Consider the following 17,652-nt stretch of genomic DNA (forward strand, 5'->3'; position numbering starts at 1 on the left):
GCGCCGCCGCCGGCAGCGGCCACCGCCTTCTCGCAGGCCGGCGACAGCTTCGCCTTGTTCTTTTCGAGGCACTGCAGTGCCGGTGCACCGCCGGTCGGCACACCGGCGCAGACCTTGGGATAATCGGAGCGGCACGCGCTGCGGATCGCGGAAATCTGCGCGCTGGACGGCGCCCCGGCGGCCTTCGGTGCCGCGGCCTCCGCGGCGGGCTTGGCCGTCGTCGCGGCCGGAGCTGCGTCGGTCTTGGCTGCCGCGGGCGCAGCGGCCGGCGCTTCCACGGCCTTCACTGCGCTGGCGCAGCCGGGTGCAAGGCTTGCCATGTTCTTCTGCAAGCATTGCAGTGACGCTTCGCCGCCCGGCGGAACGCTTGAGCAGTGTGCGATGTAGTCGTTGCGGCATTGCGACTTGATGGCGTCGCGCTGCGCCTGGCTCGGCGCCTGCGACAAGGCCGGCGCAGTGTTCGTGATTGCCGCAAGCGCCAGCCATGCGGACAGCTTCGTTGCACGTGTCAACGCATTGATCATCTGAATAAATCCTCTCGTTGCGCCGGAAGCTTCCAGCTCAACTGAACGGCGTTTTGAAAATGTCTTGCTCTAACAACCTCGGCGAGCGCCATCATTTTCGCTTTCGAGTTCCGCTGCAAGCGGATTGTTGCTATGGATGCAGCATGCGGATTTTTTTGCCCGCAGCGACGTCTTTGAATTAAGCCATTTGAATCGAGGCTCGGAAATGAGGCATGCGTACGCATCGGCACATTTCAGTCAGAGCGATTTTGTGCGGCTGCGAAATGCGAGACCGGCACGCGCCGCCTTGGTCATATCGGCTTTCGTCAGTTTAAGTGCCTGCGAGCAAAACAGTTTTGTTGCGCCGCCGCCGCCCAAGGTCGAAGTTGCGCCGCCGGTGCAGCGCGCCATCACACGTTATCTGGACGCCACCGGAAACACCGCGCCGATCAAGACCGTCGATCTGGTCGCGCGCGTGCAAGGCTTTCTGGCGTCGATCAACTATCAGGATGGCTCCTTCGTGAAGCAGGGGACCACGCTGTTTACGATCGAGCCGGAGACCTACAAGCTGAAGCTGGAGCAGGCGCAGGCCGCCGAAGTCGGCGCGCAGGCGACGCTGAAGCAGGCCGAGTCTGATTTCAAGCGCCAGCAGGATCTGGTGCAGCGCCAGGCGGTCTCGCAGGCGACACTGGAAAACTCGACCTCGACGCGAGACAACGCCCAGGCCAATCTGCAACAGGCCCAGGTCAACACCAGGATCGCCGCGGTCAATTATGGCTACACCAACGTGGCGGCGCCGTTCGACGGCATCGTCAGCACCCATCTGGTGTCGATCGGCGAACTGGTCGGCGTGGCCTCGCCCACCCAGCTTGCCACCATCGTGCAGCTCGACCCGATCTATGTGAACTTCAACGTCAACGAACAGGACGTGCAGCGGGTGCGCGACGAAGCGCGCAAGCGCGGCATGACCGCGAACGATTTCAAGTCATTGCCGGTCGAGGTCGGTCTGCAGACCGAGACCGGCTATCCGCACAAAGGCAATCTCGATTACGCGTCGCCGACGCTCAACCAGTCGACCGGAACACTGGCGGTTCGCGGCTTGATACCCAATCCCGATCGCGTGCTGCTGCCCGGCTTCTACGTTCGCGTTCGCGTGCCCTTCACCAAGCAGGACAACGCGCTGCTGGTGCCTGACGTCGCGATCGGCAGTGACCAGAGTGGCCGCTACATGCTGGTCGTCAATGCCGAGAACGTGGTCGAGCAGCGCAAGGTGACGACCGGTCAGGTCGACGACGGGCTGCGCGTCATCGAGAGCGGACTGAAGGCCGATGACCGTATCGTGACCGCCGGGCTGCTGCGCGCGATTCCGGGGCAGAAGGTCGATCCGCAGATGCAGAAGGCCGACGCGGCGACGGCACCGGCCAAATAGGACGCACGTGCCATGATCTCGAAATTCTTCATCGAGCGGCCGGTCCTTTCCAACGTCATCGCGATCCTGATGATCCTGATCGGCGGCGTCGCGCTGTTCAATCTCGCGGTCGCGCAATATCCCGATGTGGTGCCGCCGACCGTCCAGGTGACGACGCGCTATCCCGGCGCGTCGGCAAAAACCGTGATCGACACCGTGGCGCTGCCGATCGAGCAGCAGGTCAACGGCGTCGAGGACATGCTGTACATGCAGTCCTACAGCGGCGCCGACGGCACCTACACGCTGACGGTGACCTTCAAGATCGGCACCGACCTCAACTTTGCGCAGGTGCTGGTGCAGAACCGCGTCTCCTCGGCGCTGTCGCAGCTGCCGACCGCGGTGCAGAACCAGGGCGTCACGGTGCAGAAGCGGTCGACCTCGATCCTGCTGTTCGTGACGCTGACCTCGCCGAACAAGACCTATGACAGCCTGTTCCTGTCGAACTATGCCACCATCAACATCCGCGACGAGCTGTCGCGTCTGCCGGGCGTCGGCAACGTCACCGTGTTCGGTGCAGGACAATATTCGATGCGGGTGTGGCTCGATCCGAACAAGCTGCAGGCGCGCGGGTTGATGCCGCAGGACGTCATCCAGGCGATCCAGCAGCAGAGCCAGCAGGTCACCGCGGGCCAGGTCGGCGCGCCGCCCGCCCCGCAGGGGCAGGCGTTCCAGTACACGCTGAACGTCAACGGCCGGCTCGACGACGCGAGCCAGTTCGAGAACATCATCGTGAAGACCGGGAATGTCGGCGACGTCATCCGCATCCGCGATCTCGGCTCGGTCGAGCTCGGCGCGCAGACCTACAGCCAGGTGTTCTCGCTCAACCAGAAGCCGGCCACCGGCATCGGCGTGTTCCTGTCGCCCGGTGCCAACGCGCTGCAGGTCGAGAAGGAAGTGCAGAAGAAGGTGGCACAGCTCGCCAGGCAGTTCCCGCAGGACATCCAATACGACACCCCGTTCGACACCACGAAGTTCGTCAACGCCTCGATCGAGGAGGTCTACAAGACCCTGATCGAGGCCGGCCTGCTGGTGCTGGTCGTGATCCTGGTGTTCCTGCAGGACTGGCGGGCGATGCTGGTGCCCGCGACCACGGTGCCGGTCACCATCATCGACGCGTTTGCGGCGATGGCCGCGCTCGGCTTCACCATCAACCTGTCGACGCTGTTTGCGATCGTGCTGGCGATCGGCATCGTGGTCGACGACGCCATCGTGGTCGTCGAAGGCGCCGCGCACAATATCGAGCGCGGCATGTCCGGCCACGACGCCGCGATCAAGGCGATGGACGAATTGTTCGCGCCGATCGTCGGCATCACACTGGTCTTGATCTCGGTGTTCCTGCCGGCGGCCTTCCTGCCGGGGCTGACCGGCCGGATGTACGCGCAATTCGCCCTGGTGATCGCGGCGACCGCGCTGCTCAGCGCCGTCAATGCCGCGACCTTGAAGCCGATGCAATGCGCGCTGTGGCTGCGGCCGCCGGTGCCAGCGGAGCAACGCAATTTCTTCTACCGTGGCTTCAACGCAGTCTATGACCGGGTGGAGCGAGGCTACACGCGGCTGGTCGGCGGCATGGCCGGCCACGCCAAGACCTCGGTCCTCGTCGCGCTGATCCTGATCGGGATTGCCGGCTACGGGCTGTCACGGGTGCCGACCGGCTTCATTCCGATCGAGGACCAGGGCTATCTGCTGGCCGCCGTGCAGCTGCCCGACGGCGCCGCGATCGATCGCACCCAGCGGGTGCTCGATCAGGTTACCGAGATCGCGCGCAAGACGCCGGGTGTCGAGCAGGTGGTCGCCATCGCCGGCATCTCCGCGCTCGACAACTCGTCGAGCCTGGCCAATGCCGGCGTTGCCTATGTGATCCTGAAGGATTGGGGTTCGCGCGGCCCCGGCGAGGATCTGCGCTCGCTGGTCTATGGCCTCAACGACAAGCTGGCGGTGATTCCGGAGGCGCGCATCCTGGTGATCCCGCCGCCGCCGATCCAGGGCATCGGCAACGCCGCCGGCTTTGCCATGCAGGTGCAGCTCCGTGACGGCAACGCCGATTACGGCAAGCTGCAGGCGGTCACCGGCGCCGTCGTCAGCAATGCGCAGACGCAAAGTGCGCTGCAGCGGGTGCAGTCGTCGTTCCGCTCGATGGTGCCGCAGTTCGACGTCCAGGTCGACCGCGTCAAGACCGAGACGCTGCACGTCACCACCGACCAGATCTTCTCGACGCTGTCGTCCTATCTCGGTGCGAGCTACGTCAACCAGTTCACCAAGTTCGGCCGCACCTTCCAGGTCTACACCCAGGCCGATGCGCAATACCGCCTGACGCTGCGCGACATCGAGAACATGATGGTGCGCAACAGCAATGGCGACATGGTGCCGCTCGGCACCGTGGCCAAGATCACGCCGTCGGTCGGGCCGTCGCTGATCAGTCTCTATAATCTCTATCCGTCCGCGACCATCATCGGCCTGCCGTCGCAGGGCTACAGCTCCGGCCAGTCGATGACGCTGATGGAGGAGATCGCCGCCAAGACGCTGCCGCCGGGCACCGGGTTTGAATGGACGGCGATGTCGTACCAGGAGAAGGAGGTCGGCAGCCAGATCTACTTCGTGTTCGCGCTGGCGCTGCTGCTGGTCTACCTCGTGCTCGCCGGACAATATGAGAGCTGGTACGCGCCGATCTCGGTGATCCTGGCGGTGCCGCTGTCGCTGCTCGGGCCCATGCTGGTGCTGACGGCGCTTCGGATCGAGAACAATCTCTACACCCAGATCGGCACCATCCTGCTGATTGCGCTGTCGGCCAAGAACGCGATCCTGATCGTCGAGGTCGCGCTCGAGCATCACATCCGCGACGGCAAGCCGGTGCTGGAGTCGGCGATCGACGCGGCGCGCGCTAGATTCCGGCCGATCCTGATGACGTCGTTTGCCTTCATCCTCGGCGTGCTGCCGCTGGTGCTGGCGACCGGCGCCGGCGCCAACGCCCGCAAGTCGATCGGCATCACGGTGTTTTCCGGCATGATCGCCTCGACCTGCCTCGCCGTGCTGTTCGTGCCGGCGTTCTTCGTCGTGGTCCAGAGCTTCGAGAACTGGCGCAAGGCGAAGAAGGGCAAGACCGCCGCGCCGCAGCCGGCAGCGCCTGGCACGGTGCATTAGCTCCGCGCACCAAACTCTATCCCCGTCACCCTGAGGAGGCCGCGAAGCGGCCGTCTCGAAGGGTCGACGGCCCGACCGTCTCCGCGCCGCGGTATCTGGGCCGTGCTGCGTCGAGGCGCGCAGGAGCGCGCACCTCAGCATGACGGTGATAGGGCGCGTTGCTCCATCCACGTCATTGCGAGCGAAGCGAAGCAATCCATCGCGCCGCAAGCGGAAAGATGGATTGCTTCGTCGCTATCGCTCCTCGCAATGACGGCGGTGAAAGGTCCGCGGCCTCCAATGGGTTTGAGAGCTATCGCGCTACACCTTCACCATGCGCTTGCCGCGGTTCTCGCCGGCGAGCAGGCCGATCAGCGCCTGCGGCGTGTTCTCGATCCCGTCGATGACGTCCTCCTGCACCTTGAGCTTGCCCGAGGTGACCCAGGATTGCAGGTCGGCGAGCGCGGCATCGCGCTGGTCCATGTAGTCCATTACGATGAAGCCTTGCATGATCAGCCGTTTCACCACGATCAGGCCAGGCACGCCGCGCGGGCCGTGCGCCGAGGGCACGCCGTCATATTGCGAGATCGCGCCGCAGCAGGCGATCCGGCCGCGGTTGTTCATCTGCGCCAGGCAGGCCTCCAGAATGTCGCCGCCGACATTGTCGAAATAGACGTCGATGCCCTTGGGGGCCGCCGCGCGCAGTGCCTTGTAGGTGGCGCCGTCCTTGTAGTCGACCGCGGCGTCGAAGCCGAGCTCCGAGGTCAGCCAGTGGCATTTGTCCGCGCCGCCGGCGATGCCGACGACCCGGCAGCCCTTGATCTTGGCGATCTGGCCGACAATCGAGCCGACCGAGCCGGCGGCGGCCGACACCACCACCGTCTCACCCTCCTTGGGCTTGCCGACATGGAGCAGGCCGAAATAGGCGGTCAGGCCGGCAACGCCGTAGACGCTGAGCAGATGCGTCATCGGCTCGAGCTTCGGCATCTTCGCCAGGTGCTTGGCGGGCACCGCGGCATAGTCCTGCCAGCCGGTGTCGCCGAACACGATGTCGCCGGGCTTCAGGCCGGGGTCATTCGAGGACACCACTTCGGCGATGCTGCCGCCGGCCATCACGGTATTGGCTTCGACCGCAGCGCGGTAGGTGGCGCCGTGCATCCAGGCGCGGTTGGCGGCGTCGAGCGAGATGTAGCGCGTCCGCACCAGCGCCTCGCCGTCCTTCGGCGCGGGGACCGCGCCCTTGGTCAGGCGGAAATGCTCGGAGCCGAGCTTGCCGGTCGGCTTTTCGACAAGCAGGATCTGGCGATTGACGGTGTCGTTCATTGGCGGTGTCTCCCCTCACATTGGTCGTTTCGCATGCAGTTTGACTGCCGCGCGCGCAGCTCATTGCACAGATTGTGCGCTGCATGAACGCTAATCCGCGCGCTGGCATTCCACAACGGGAACATTCCGGCAAAGTCCCGCTCGACGCGAAGCGTGTTGCGTAGCTGCGTAAATCTGCCACACTTGCCCTTCGCCGGGAACTTACGGGGGTAAGAGAATGTCGAACAGGTTTACGCAATACATCCTGCTTGCGATGGTCCTTGGCATCGCAATGGGGACGATCGTCTTCAACTATTTTCCTGACAGCCGTGCCGAGATCGCAGCCGACGTCAACCTGATCGCAATGCTGTTCCTGCGCCTGATCAAGATGATCATCGCGCCACTCGTGTTTGCAACCCTCGTCGGCGGCATCGCCCATATGGGAAGCGGCGCCAAGCTCGGGCGCATCTTCGCCAAGACCATGGGCTGGTTCGTTTCCGCCTCGTTTGTCTCGCTGCTGCTCGGCCTCGTGATGGTCAACCTGTTACAGCCCGGCGCCAACTTCCCCGGCACGCTGCCCGACAAGGCGCAGTCGACCGGCCTGCCGGTCTCGGCCTTCTCGATCGAGAAATTCCTGACCCATCTGATCCCGACCTCGATCGCGGATGCGATGGCGCAGAACGAGATCCTGCAGATCGTGGTGTTCGCGGTGTTCTTCGCGGTGGCGCTCGGCGCCATGCCTGAGCGCGCCAAGCCGATCATGAGCCTGATCGACGATCTCGCCCACATCATGCTCAAGGTCACGAGCTATGTGATGCTGTTTGCACCGATCGCGGTGTGGGCCGCGATCATGGCGACCGTTTCCAAGAACGGCCTCGGCGTGCTCTGGAAGCTGATCGTCTTCATGGGCGGCTTCTACCTGTCGCTGCTGATCCTGTGGGGCATCCTGGTGATCGTCGGCTTCGTCGTGATCGGGCCGCGCTACAGCCATCTGCTGCGGCTGATTCGCGAGCCCCTGATGATCGCGTTCTCGACCGCCTCCTCGGAGGCGGCCTATCCGAAGACGCTGGAGGGGCTGAACAGGTTCGGCGCCTCCTCGCGGATCTCGGCCTTCGTGCTGCCGCTTGGTTATTCCTTCAACCTCGACGGCACGATGATGTACTGCACCTTCGCGAGCATCTTCATCGCGCAGACCTACCATATCGAGATGTCGCTCGGCACGCAGTTCGCGATGCTGGCGACGTTGATGATCACCTCGAAGGGCGTGGCCGGCGTGCCGCGCGCGTCGCTGGTGGTGATCGCCTCGACGCTGTCGCAGTTCGGCATCCCCGAGGCCGGTTTGCTGATGATCATGGGCATCGACACCTTCCTCGACATGGGCCGCAGCGCCACCAACGTGATCGGCAACTCGCTGGCCACCGCCGTGGTCGCGAAGTGGGAGGGCGAGCTGAAGGCCGAGCACGAGCTCGGGCCCGACGACGCGGTGCCGCAGGATGCGGTGCCCGGCGCCGTGATGGCCGGTCATTGACAGGAGGGATGCATGCATCGCGCCCGCTGGAGGCCGATACGGGCTGAGGCGTCTCTGCTGTCGACATGCCTGCTGTCAGCATGTCTGCTGGCGGCAAGCCTGCTGATCGGACCGGTGTCCGCACAGCCGGCGGGCGAGGGGCTCAGCCCCACGCTCGCCAACATCAAGGCCACGCACTCGGTGCGGATCGGCTATCGCGAAAGCTCGCCGCCATTCTCGTTCCTCGACCACTCCAACCGGCCGATCGGCTACAGTCTCGAGCTGTGCGACGCGATCGTCGACGAGATCGCGGCCGAGGTCGACGACGCCAACCTCAAGGTCGACTACGTCAAGGTCACCTCCGACGACCGCATTCCGGCGGTCGTCGACAAGAAGATCGATCTGGAGTGCGGATCGACCACGGCGAATGCCGAGCGCGGCAAGCAGGTCGCATTCTCGCCGCTGATGTTCGTGGCCGGTACCAAGCTGATGGTGCCGAAAGCCTCCAGCGTCAACCAGGTTGCCGACCTGAAGGGCAAGACGGTGGTGGTGACCAAGGGCACCACCAACGAGCAGGCGATGCACAATGTCGACGCCAAGCAACAGCTCGGCCTCAACATCGTCACCGCGGGCGATCATGAGCAGTCCTACCAGATGCTGGTGGACGGCAAGGCGGATGCGTTCGCGACCGACGACATCCTGCTCTACGGCCTGATCGCGCGGCACAAGTCGCAGGACAAGTTCCGCGTCACCGGCGACTATCTGTCCTACGATCCCTACGGCATCATGTACCGCAAGGGCGAGCCGCAGATGAAGGACGTGGTCGAGCGCGCGTTCCGCAAGCTCGCCTCGAACCGCGACATCATCCCGCTCTACAACAAGTGGTTCGTCGCCCGCCTGCCGACCGGCGAGAAGCTCAACGTCGCGCTGTCACCACAGCTCGAAGAAGCCTTCAAGGCGCTCGACGATTCGGCGGGCGGCGCGAACTAGCCTTCGCATTTCGACCTCTCCCCAAGTGGGGGAGGTCGAAAAGCCGGCGCGGCCTGGTTCACCGCCAATAGCGATGCGACATATCCAGGCACTGCCGGACCCAGAATCCGTTCACATGGATCAACTGGCATGTGCTCGGAGGTGGCTCCTTGATGATCGGGTAGCCGTGGATGTCGATATTCATCGGGGCCGTGACGCCGCGCCAGAACACAGCGTTGGCGGCCGGCGGATTGAAGGTGCCGATGAACGCCGCGACTGCGAGGAAGCTCAAAAGAAGTTTGCGCATAATCTGCATCCGGATCAATGAATGAGCGGAAGCGTACTCCCTTGAGCGGGATGAGCAAGCCGCGGAATCGACGAAACTGACCTGTACAGCGTCGCGCCCGCGTTGGACTCCTCGAGCCGCCATGCAGGCGAGGGCAACGATGCCGACCGCCGTTAGCACAACCATGACCTGGAAGATCGCGCGCCCAACAATAGCCCCCATCAACGCTCCATCGATCCGGCGGGATCTGGTTCGAGTTTCCACGCGCCGCGATCGCTCAGGCATCATCGGCAGGCAAAATTCAATATTGGGATTTCCGAACGCGCCGCTTCACCGGCTAATGCCGCTCCGCGACGATTCGCTTGACCACCTGCGATAGCTCCGCTTCCATTTCGTCAATGATGTCGTGCAACAGGCGAGCGCCGAGCGGATCGGTCGTCTCTTGCTCCATCGTCTTGAAGCGCATGACGTTGGCGTGTTGTTCGCGGACCTCATCTTCAACCAGTCGTGGAGAGGACTGATAGCTCCGCGCGCTCGGCGCCGCGTCAGCTCCAAAGGTTTCGCAAACATCCCGGTCCGACTGTCCAGCGTCCTTCATGAGTTTCGCCTCCTGGAACGACTTCCTTTCCCCAGGCCCGAGCCATCCGGCTCGCCGCTCATCGATGACTCCGACACCTCGAAAGTTGTTCCGGTCGGAACTTGCGAAGGCTTGGCGGAATTCGCCGGTCATTGAGTTTGGAACCAGAACTTTAGGCGTCCTCAGTCATTAACTAGAGTTGACCGATTGGAGGATGCCATGGGTTACGCTAGGCCAATTCGCCAACTCGCAGTCGTGGTTGAAGACGATACAATCCAGCGCGACATGATCGCGTTGCTGTTGGAGGAAGGTCACTTCGACGTCATCCAATGCGAAGATGCAGAGACGGCTGCGCTGGCCATCAAGAGGCGTCACCCGTCGCTGGTGGTCACCGACGTGAAACTCACCGGCAAAATGGATGGCGTCGAGCTTGCTCGTCTGGCCATCGATTGTGATCCAGGAGTTCGCGTCCTGGTCATCTCGGGCCGACCTCCGGACGGCGCGCTGCCTGATGGCGTCAAGTTCTTCGAGAAGCCGGTTTATCCACCCACCCTGCTGCGAGAGCTGGCGTCGTAATTGTTGCGGATTGGGAGGTTGGCGAAAGCGCGTGGCGCGCTGCTTACGCGAACACGGCGTCAAGCGCCGCCGAATACGCCGCTTCGACCAGTGCCGGTTGCCGGTGGCCCAGCGCTTCCATCTTCACGCCTGAGTTCACCTCGAGGACTTTCCATGCACCATCGACGCGCACGACGTCGATGGAGGCGAAGCGGATGCCGACGGCCTGCGCGGCTGTGATCGCCAGCGCAACGCAGGCGTCGCGTGTGGCATCGTCCGTGAGCAGCACGGGCTCCGCACCGGCATCGAGGTTGTGCCGCCAGTTCAGCAGAAGCCGTTCGCCGGCAGGGGGAATGGCGTCGAGCACGGCGGCGTCGAAATCCTCGGCCATGGTCTTGAGTTGTTCGGCCGTCGCGGCCGCCTGTGCCAGCGCACGTAGCGACTGGATGCCGTCGCCGACCACCGACGGGCGCGTCTTGGCGTAGACGATCAGCGCGCGCGCATCGAGCAGCACGACGCGCACCTCGTCGGTGATTTCGACATAGGGCGAGATCGCAAGGCTTGGGTGCGCAGCAAGGATGCTCGCGACTGCGGTCTCCAGCTGCGTTGGCGTCGTCACGCGGAAGACGAGCTCGCCGGATGTCCCCTGATTGGGTTTGACGACCAGTCCATGCGGATGCGCGTCGAGCAGACGCCGCATGGCGTCCAGCGAGTCCGATCCTGGAATGTGCTTGCTGAGCCTCGCGCCGAGAAACAGCGTATGCGGAATCGCGGGGACGCAGGCCGATGCGAGCACATCCGCGCAGGCCGACTTGTCGTTGGCGACCTGATGCGCGACCGCGCTGTTCAGCCCGATGTCGTAGCCGATCGCAAGCCGCCGCTCGCTACCCCTGGTCATGACGACCAGCCAGCCGCCGGACCGCACCTCGACGGCAACGGAGTGCGCCAAACAATATTTTTTGATGGTTTCCAGGAAGATTCGCTGGCTGATCAGGACCACGAGATCATTTTCCCTTCGCCACGGTTTTCGTAGCAATTAATTGCCAGATCGGTGCTGATCTCAGCAAGTAAATTACGTGCAGCACCACGTGTTAACGATGTCGTGGCTGAACCTCTGCGCGAAATCGAACGACTGCCATTCTGAGATCGCAATTGCACGCCAGTTGATCTTGACTATCTCATGCATTGGCGCAATGGAAACGCGAGATCTTCAGTGATTTCGGCCACTTCTGCGCCATCGCGAGCAGTCTAGAAATCAAACCATTCTAAATCTGGTCAGTCGAGAAAACGAAAACCCATGAGCGCGTTCTATCGAGAGAAAGTTCTTTCCGTTCAGCACTGGACCGATACGCTTTTCAGCTTCCGGGCGACCCGCGATTCCGGTTTCCGCTTCCAGAACGGGCAGTTTGCCATGATCGGCCTCGAGGTCGAGGGCCGGCCGCTGCTGCGCGCCTATTCGATGGCGAGCGCCAATCACGAGGAAGAGCTCGAGTTCTTCTCGATCAAGGTGCAGGACGGCCCGCTCACCTCCAAGCTGCAGAAGATCCGCGAGGGCGACACCATCCTGGTCGGCCGCAAGGCGACCGGCACGCTGATCACCGACAATTTGATCCCCGGCAAGCGGCTGATGCTGCTGTCGACCGGCACCGGCCTTGCGCCGTTCGCCAGCCTGATCAAGGACCCGGAGGTCTATGATCGCTATGACCAGATCCTGCTGGTGCATGGCTGCCGCCAGGTCTCCGAGCTCGCCTATGGCGAGGAGCTGGTCGCCAAGCTGCGCGACGACGAGCTGTTCGGGCCTCTGCTGTCGGAGAAGCTCTCGTACTATCCGACCGTGACCCGCGAGCCGTTCCGCAACCGCGGCCGCATCACCGACCTGATCACCTCCAACCAGCTGTTCACCGATCTGCACCAGGGTCCGCTCGACATCGAGACCGACCGCATCATGATGTGCGGCAGCCCGGCGATGCTGGAAGAGCTGAAAGTGCTGTTCGAGACCCGCGGCTTCAGGGAAGGCAGCGGCAACACCCCCGGTCACTTCGTGATCGAGAAGGCGTTCGTCGAGCGCTGATCTCGTCGAACGTTAAGGTTGTCGTCCTGGCCTTTTGCGCAATTGCGCGCTGGAGCCAGGACCATTGCCACCGCTCCCTGTTTTGCGAAGGCTGGGGCCCCATTGGGCTCTGGCCTTTTGCATTTTTTGGCGAGGCGTGCGCACAGACCTGCTTCGTCTCTCCCGCGTGCGGGCAGGGCTATCGCATATAGCTATCGGTCATGACGACGTGGAACGTCGATTACAGAAGCACGCAAATGCCATATGCGCCTGGGGCGAGCGTATGTCTGCCTGATTTCGGAATGTTGGAAGTGTGCCCGTGAGTTGCCCGACGCGTCAAGTCGCATGGTCGAGCGCCGGCCACTGCCGGCTACTTTGCATGGGGTTGTTTTCGATATTTTGGCAACACGCCTCCCCGGCCCGCGAGCCGGAGAGGGGGCGCAGCCCCGATGAGGATGCGGTCTCGCTGCACTCGTATGGTGCCTCGCCAATCCCCGCTGCTATAACGCCTCCAACGCCGCGCGCCGTTTCCCGAACGCGGCGACCAGGGAGCCGCATTTTGTCCATCACCGATCCGGATGCACCGAAGACTGCCTTTGTATTTGCCGGCGGCGGCAGCTTTGGCGCGATCCAGGTCGGCATGCTGCAGGCGCTGGCCGGGCATGGCATCGTCGCCGATATGGTGGTCGGCTCCAGCGTCGGCGCACTGAACGGCGCCTTCTATGCTGGTGACCCGACGGTCTCGGGCGTGGCGCGGCTCGCCGAGATCTGGCGCCATCTGAACCGGCAGGACGTGTTTCCGGTGACCTGGCGGACGCTGGTGAGCTTCCTGTGGCGGCGCGACTTCCTGATCCCGCACGATGGCGTCCGTAAGCTGATCGACGACTACATCCCGTTCCGCAATCTCGAGGACGCGCGGATCCCGATCCACATCGTCACCACAGACATCATCAGCGGCGACAGCGTGGTGCTGTCGGAAGGCTCGGCCGCGGAGGCGATCGTCGCATCGACCGCGATCCCCGGCGCGTTCACGCCGGTGCACTATCGCGATCACTACCTCGCCGATGGCGCGATCTCCAGCAACACGCCGGTCCGCGTAGCCGTGAAGCATGGGGCAAAACGCCTGATCGTGCTGCCGACCGGGCATGCCTGCGCCAACCAGGCGCCGCCGGTCGGCGCGCTCGCCAACGCGCTGCATGCGCTGACGCTCCTGATCGCCCGGCAACTCGTCAACGAGCTCGAGAATATCGGTCCCGGTGTCGAGTATTTCGTCGTGCCGCCGCTCTGCCCGCTGGTCGGCTCGCCCTATGATTTCTCCCGGACCGCCGATCACATTGCCCGCGCGCTCGACACCACCAATGCGTGGCTTGCCGGCGACGGCCTGAAGCCGGGCCACATCCCGCACGAATTGCAGCCGCACGACCATTGAGGCGGTAACCTCGCCCCGCTTGCGGGGAGAGGTCGGATCGCATCGCAAGATGCGATCCGGGTGAGGGGGAGTCTCCGCGAACGCAATGGTCACCGTGTATGCGGAAGCAGCCCCTCACCCCAACCCTCTCCCCGCAAGAGCGGGGCGAGGGAGCACAGTCTTTGCGCCGCTTCCTTCGTTGCACTGCAGCAGTGATGTCAAATTGAACGATCATGCCATCCGCACCCGCCCATCCGGGCGGTTGTCACATCTGTGACCGCTCGGCCGTATAACCGTAGTGCACTTGTTCCGCGAGTTGGATTAGGCTCACGGCCGACAGGGTAGTCAGGGCAGACCGGAGGGGATTTGATGGACACGATGCTGCTTCCGTTCTCGCCGCGCTTCATCGTGCTGACGATCTGCGCCGTCGTCACCACGCTCCTGCTGCTGGTTGGAATTTTCGACCACAAGGTCTTCAAGATCGTTCTGATCCCGCTGGTGATCTTCGGCGCGCTGACGTTCCTCGGCATCCGCGACCTGACGCAGAAGAACCACGCGGTGCTGCGCAACTACCCGATCTCGGCGCATGTCCGCTTCCTGCTCGAGGAAATCCGCCCCGAGATGCGGCAGTATTTCTTCGAGAGCGAGAAGGACGGCATGCCGTTCTCGCGCGACACCCGCGCGGTGGTCTATCAGCGCGCCAAGGCGGTGCTCGACAAGCGGCCGTTCGGTACCCAGGAGGATGTCTACCGCGAGGGCTATGAGTGGATGCACCATTCGGTGGCGCCGAAGCCGCGTGCCGACGAGAAGTTCCGCATCACCGTCGGCGGCCCCGACTGCACCAAGCCGTATTCGGCGTCGGTCTTCAACATCTCGGCGATGAGCTTTGGCGCGCTGAGCCCGAACGCGGTGCGGGCGCTCAACGCCGGCGCCAAGAAGGGCGGCTTCGCCCACGACACCGGCGAGGGTGGTGTCAGTCCCTACCACCGCGAGATGGGCGGCGACATCATCTGGGAGGTCGGCTCCGGTTATTTCGGCTGCCGCAACCGCGACGGCACCTTCAATCCGGAGCTCTTCGCAAGCGTCGCGGGTGACGACCAGATCAAGATGGTCGAGCTCAAGATCAGCCAGGGCGCCAAGCCCGGCCATGGCGGCGTGCTGCCGGCGGCGAAGGTCTCCGAGGAGATTTCCAAGATCAGGGGCGTGCCGATGGGCGAGGACTGCATCTCGCCGGCCTATCACAAGGCGTTCTCGACGCCGGTGCAGATGATGGAGTTCGTGGCCCAGATGCGCAAACTGTCCGGCGGCAAGCCGGCTGGCTTCAAGATGTGCATCGGCCATCCCTGGGAATTCCTGGCGATCTGCAAGGCGATGAAGGAGAGCGGGCTCTATCCCGACTTCATCGTGGTCGACGGCAATGAGGGCGGCACCGGCGCCGCGCCGCTCGAGTTCATGGACCATTTGGGCATGCCGATGCGCGAGGGCGTCAATTTCGTCCACAACGCGCTGATCGGGATCGGCGCGCGCGATCGCATCAAGATCGGCGCCTCCGGCAAGATCGCGACCGCCTTCGACATGGCGCGCGCGATGGCGATCGGGGCCGACTGGTGCAATTCGGCGCGCGGCTTCATGTTCGCGCTCGGCTGCATCCAGTCCCTGAGCTGCCACACCGACCGCTGCCCGACCGGCGTCACCTCGCAGGATCCGATCCGCAACCGCGCGCTCTACGTCCCCGACAAGATCGAGCGCGTGTACAACTACCACCACTCGACCCTGCACGCGCTGACCGAGCTGCTCGCCGCCGCCGGGCTCGAGCACACCAAGGATCTGCGCCCGATCCACTTCTCGCAGCGGAGCTCGACCACCGAGGTCTCTTCCTTCGCCGAGCTTTATCCGACGCTGCGCCCCGGCGAGTTATTCGACGGCACCCAGGACCGCCGCTTCCGCGACGCCTGGGCGATGGCGCGCGCCGACTCGTTCCAGCCGGCGGGGTAGGGCGCTCCGCTAGGCAGGCGCGCCGAACCATTTCGCCTGCGCCTCAGTTAGCCCCGCGTGGGTTTGCTCACCGACCCACGCCACATAGCCGTCGGGCCGGACCAGCACCGCGGTCGGGGCCGCAACCGTGCCAATCGCCGGAAGCTCCCATTCGCCACCATACTTGGCGTCGACCAGCTGAATCCGGTCGGTCCATCCCGCGATATCGGTGCTGCCGGGCCCGCCAAAATTCAGCAGCACCGGTCGCGCCTGGTGCAGCAGCGCGAAGGCGTGCGTCGGGCCATCGGCGGTGACGAGGTCGAGATCGGGCATGCGGCGGCCGAGCAGGGGATGGCCGCCGCCGAGATCGTATCGAATGTCCAGCCCGGACAAGACCGCGGCAAAGCGCTTGCGCGGCTCGTCCATACTGAGCAGTTCGCGCACGAACTCATCCAGCGCCTTGGAGCGGTCGTCGGTGCGGCGAAGCGCGACCTGCGCCATCGTATTGCGCAGCACCCGGGCGCCGATCGGGTGGCGCTCGGTGTGGTAGCTGTCGAGCAGACCGTCCGGCGCGATGCCCTTGACCACCTGCGCCAGCTTCCATCCAAGATTGACCGCGTCCTGCACGCCGATGTTGAGGCCCTGTCCGCCCATCGGCGGGTGCACATGCGCGGCGTCGCCGGCGAGCAGCACGCGCCGTTCGCGATAGGCGTCAGCCTGACGCGTCGTATCGGTGAATCGTGAGATCCAGCCGGGACTGTGGATGCCGAAGTCGGAGCCATAGATCGCGATGAGCGCCTCGCGCACATCGCTCAAGTCAGGTTCGGAGGAGCGCAGCTGCCGCTCGGTCAGCACCAGCCGCAAACCGCGACCGTCCTCTATTTTACCGATCCCGTGGATCCCGACGGCATCGTGATGAAAGCCGAGGGTCGGCTCCTCCGCCATCTGCGCCTCCGCGATCAGCCAGCTGGTGGTCGGATCGAAGCCGGGGAAATCGATGCCGGCCGTCTTGCGAACCAGGCTGCGTCCGCCGTCGCAGCCGACGAGATACTGTGCCCGCAGCAGTTCGCCGTCGGACAGCGTGACATCGACGCCGCTGTCATCCTGCGCAAAACCGGTCACGTCGCGCCCGCGATAAATCGGTACGCCGAGCTCGCCGACCCATTCGGCCAGGATGCGCTCGATATGGTTTTGCCACAGCGCGAGCGTGTAATTATGCCGGGTGGGAAAGTCGCTGAGATCGAGCGGCATCGGGTGGACGTGCACGACCGGATGGCGCTGCCCTTCCGAGACGAATCGATCCGCGATGCCGCGCTGGTCGAGCACCTCGAGGGTGCGCGCGTGCAACCCGCCTGCACGCGAGCCTGCAAGTTCCTGGCTGGCGCGCCGCTCGACGATGGCAACGTCGATCCCCGCCAGCGCCAGCTCGCCCGCCAGCATCAGCCCGGTCGGACCTCCGCCGGCAATCACCACAGCATGTTCCCGCATCCCGCACTCCTCCGTTTGATTGGGCGCGCGTTCTACGGGATGACCCCGGGCTTGCGGCAAGCCCGGGGGGTCTACATATATCTGAGTGGGGAGAGGGCGCTGGCGTGGCCGTGCCCAATTTCGGTCAATCCGTCATTGCGGGGAACGAAGCGACGAAGCAATCCATGCTTCCGCGCGTGCGGAACTATGGATTGCTTCGCTTCGCTCGCAATGACTTCAGGATCAGAACTCGCCGTGCAGACGGCCGGAGAAGATGTGCACCGGGCCGCGGTCGGCGTTGTAGGCCGGGTTGGTGATGAACTGATAGTCCGCGGTCACCGTGAAGTGCTTGTTGACCGAATAGGCGTAATAGCTCTCGAAGATGCCTTCGTTGCGATAGTTGAGCGCGCCGTCGCCGATCAAAAGACCCAGGCCGCCGGCGGCGAGGTAATCGCGGTGCGAGGCGGAG

The 17,652-nt window shown here is 64.0% G+C and carries 15 protein-coding genes; 8 read left to right on the forward strand and 7 right to left on the reverse strand.

Features of this window, described 5'->3' with window-relative positions; translation table 11 throughout:
- Positions 1-524 (reverse strand): cysteine rich repeat-containing protein (locus tag H8A95_RS34125; protein ID WP_229187132.1); only part of this gene is annotated, 524 nt, incomplete at its 3' end.
- A 250-nt stretch (positions 525-774) separates the two neighbouring features.
- Here H8A95_RS34125 and H8A95_RS34130 point away from each other — a divergent pair.
- Both H8A95_RS34130 and H8A95_RS34135 read left to right on the forward strand, forming a co-directional pair.
- A complete protein-coding gene (locus H8A95_RS34130) occupies positions 775-1,932 on the forward strand; it encodes an efflux RND transporter periplasmic adaptor subunit (RefSeq protein WP_476727258.1) in 1,158 nt (385 codons plus the stop codon).
- 12 nt (positions 1,933-1,944) lie between these two features.
- Positions 1,945-5,109 carry an efflux RND transporter permease subunit gene (locus tag H8A95_RS34135; protein WP_229187133.1) on the forward strand — a complete coding sequence of 1,055 codons (3,165 nt, stop codon included), beginning with the start codon at positions 1,945-1,947 and terminating at the stop codon, positions 5,107-5,109.
- A gap of 300 nt (positions 5,110-5,409) precedes the next feature.
- Here H8A95_RS34135 and H8A95_RS34140 read toward each other — a convergent pair whose 3' ends face one another.
- A complete protein-coding gene (locus H8A95_RS34140; protein WP_229187134.1) occupies positions 5,410-6,411 on the reverse strand; it encodes an NADP-dependent oxidoreductase in 1,002 nt (333 codons plus the stop codon).
- A 217-nt stretch (positions 6,412-6,628) separates the two neighbouring features.
- Here H8A95_RS34140 and H8A95_RS34145 point away from each other — a divergent pair, with 217 nt between their 5' ends.
- Together H8A95_RS34145 and H8A95_RS34150 are read left to right on the forward strand one after the other, a co-directional pair.
- Entirely contained in the window at positions 6,629-7,918 is a 1,290-nt protein-coding gene (locus tag H8A95_RS34145) for a dicarboxylate/amino acid:cation symporter (protein WP_229187135.1), read from the forward strand.
- Positions 7,919-7,930: 12 nt separating this feature from the next.
- Entirely contained in the window at positions 7,931-8,887 is a 957-nt protein-coding gene (locus H8A95_RS34150; RefSeq protein WP_229187136.1) for an amino acid ABC transporter substrate-binding protein, read from the forward strand.
- A gap of 58 nt (positions 8,888-8,945) precedes the next feature.
- Here H8A95_RS34150 and H8A95_RS34155 read toward each other — a convergent pair whose 3' ends face one another.
- Complete coding sequence (locus H8A95_RS34155) at positions 8,946-9,374, reverse strand: hypothetical protein (protein WP_229187137.1); 429 nt, start codon at positions 9,372-9,374, stop codon at positions 8,946-8,948.
- 115 nt (positions 9,375-9,489) lie between these two features.
- Positions 9,490-9,750 carry a hypothetical protein gene (locus tag H8A95_RS34160; RefSeq protein ID WP_229187138.1) on the reverse strand — a complete coding sequence of 87 codons (261 nt, stop codon included), beginning with the start codon at positions 9,748-9,750 and terminating at the stop codon, positions 9,490-9,492.
- Positions 9,751-9,948: 198 nt separating this feature from the next.
- On the opposite strand from H8A95_RS34160, the gene H8A95_RS34165 reads away from it, so the two are divergent.
- A complete protein-coding gene (locus H8A95_RS34165) occupies positions 9,949-10,305 on the forward strand; it encodes a response regulator (RefSeq protein WP_229187139.1) in 357 nt (118 codons plus the stop codon).
- Between the two features lie 43 nt (positions 10,306-10,348).
- On the opposite strand, the gene H8A95_RS34170 is transcribed toward H8A95_RS34165, so the two are convergent.
- Positions 10,349-11,284 carry an ATP-grasp domain-containing protein gene (locus H8A95_RS34170; protein WP_229187140.1) on the reverse strand — a complete coding sequence of 312 codons (936 nt, stop codon included), beginning with the start codon at positions 11,282-11,284 and terminating at the stop codon, positions 10,349-10,351.
- A 297-nt stretch (positions 11,285-11,581) separates the two neighbouring features.
- On the opposite strand from H8A95_RS34170, the gene H8A95_RS34175 reads away from it, so the two are divergent.
- The 3 genes from H8A95_RS34175 (at position 11,582) to H8A95_RS34185 (ending at position 15,737) form a co-directional block, all read left to right on the forward strand.
- On the forward strand, positions 11,582-12,355 hold the full coding sequence (locus tag H8A95_RS34175; protein WP_229187141.1) for a ferredoxin--NADP reductase: 774 nt from the start codon (positions 11,582-11,584) through the stop codon (positions 12,353-12,355).
- A gap of 538 nt (positions 12,356-12,893) precedes the next feature.
- Positions 12,894-13,763 (forward strand): patatin-like phospholipase family protein, encoded by an 870-nt coding sequence (locus H8A95_RS34180; RefSeq protein ID WP_229187142.1) that lies wholly within the window; start codon positions 12,894-12,896, stop codon positions 13,761-13,763.
- A 348-nt stretch (positions 13,764-14,111) separates the two neighbouring features.
- Positions 14,112-15,737, forward strand: a complete 1,626-nt coding sequence (locus H8A95_RS34185) for an FMN-binding glutamate synthase family protein (protein ID WP_229187143.1) — start codon at positions 14,112-14,114, stop codon at positions 15,735-15,737.
- 9 nt (positions 15,738-15,746) lie between these two features.
- Here the strand turns inward: H8A95_RS34185 and H8A95_RS34190 are convergent, their stop codons facing one another.
- Positions 15,747-17,204 carry an FAD-dependent monooxygenase gene (locus H8A95_RS34190; protein ID WP_229187144.1) on the reverse strand — a complete coding sequence of 486 codons (1,458 nt, stop codon included), beginning with the start codon at positions 17,202-17,204 and terminating at the stop codon, positions 15,747-15,749.
- 222 nt (positions 17,205-17,426) lie between these two features.
- The coding region (locus H8A95_RS34195; protein WP_229187145.1) for a carbohydrate porin at positions 17,427-17,652 on the reverse strand (226 nt) is incomplete at its 5' end.

The sequence above is a fragment of the Bradyrhizobium oropedii genome, assembly GCF_020889685.1.
Taxonomy (GTDB): domain Bacteria; phylum Pseudomonadota; class Alphaproteobacteria; order Rhizobiales; family Xanthobacteraceae; genus Bradyrhizobium; species Bradyrhizobium oropedii.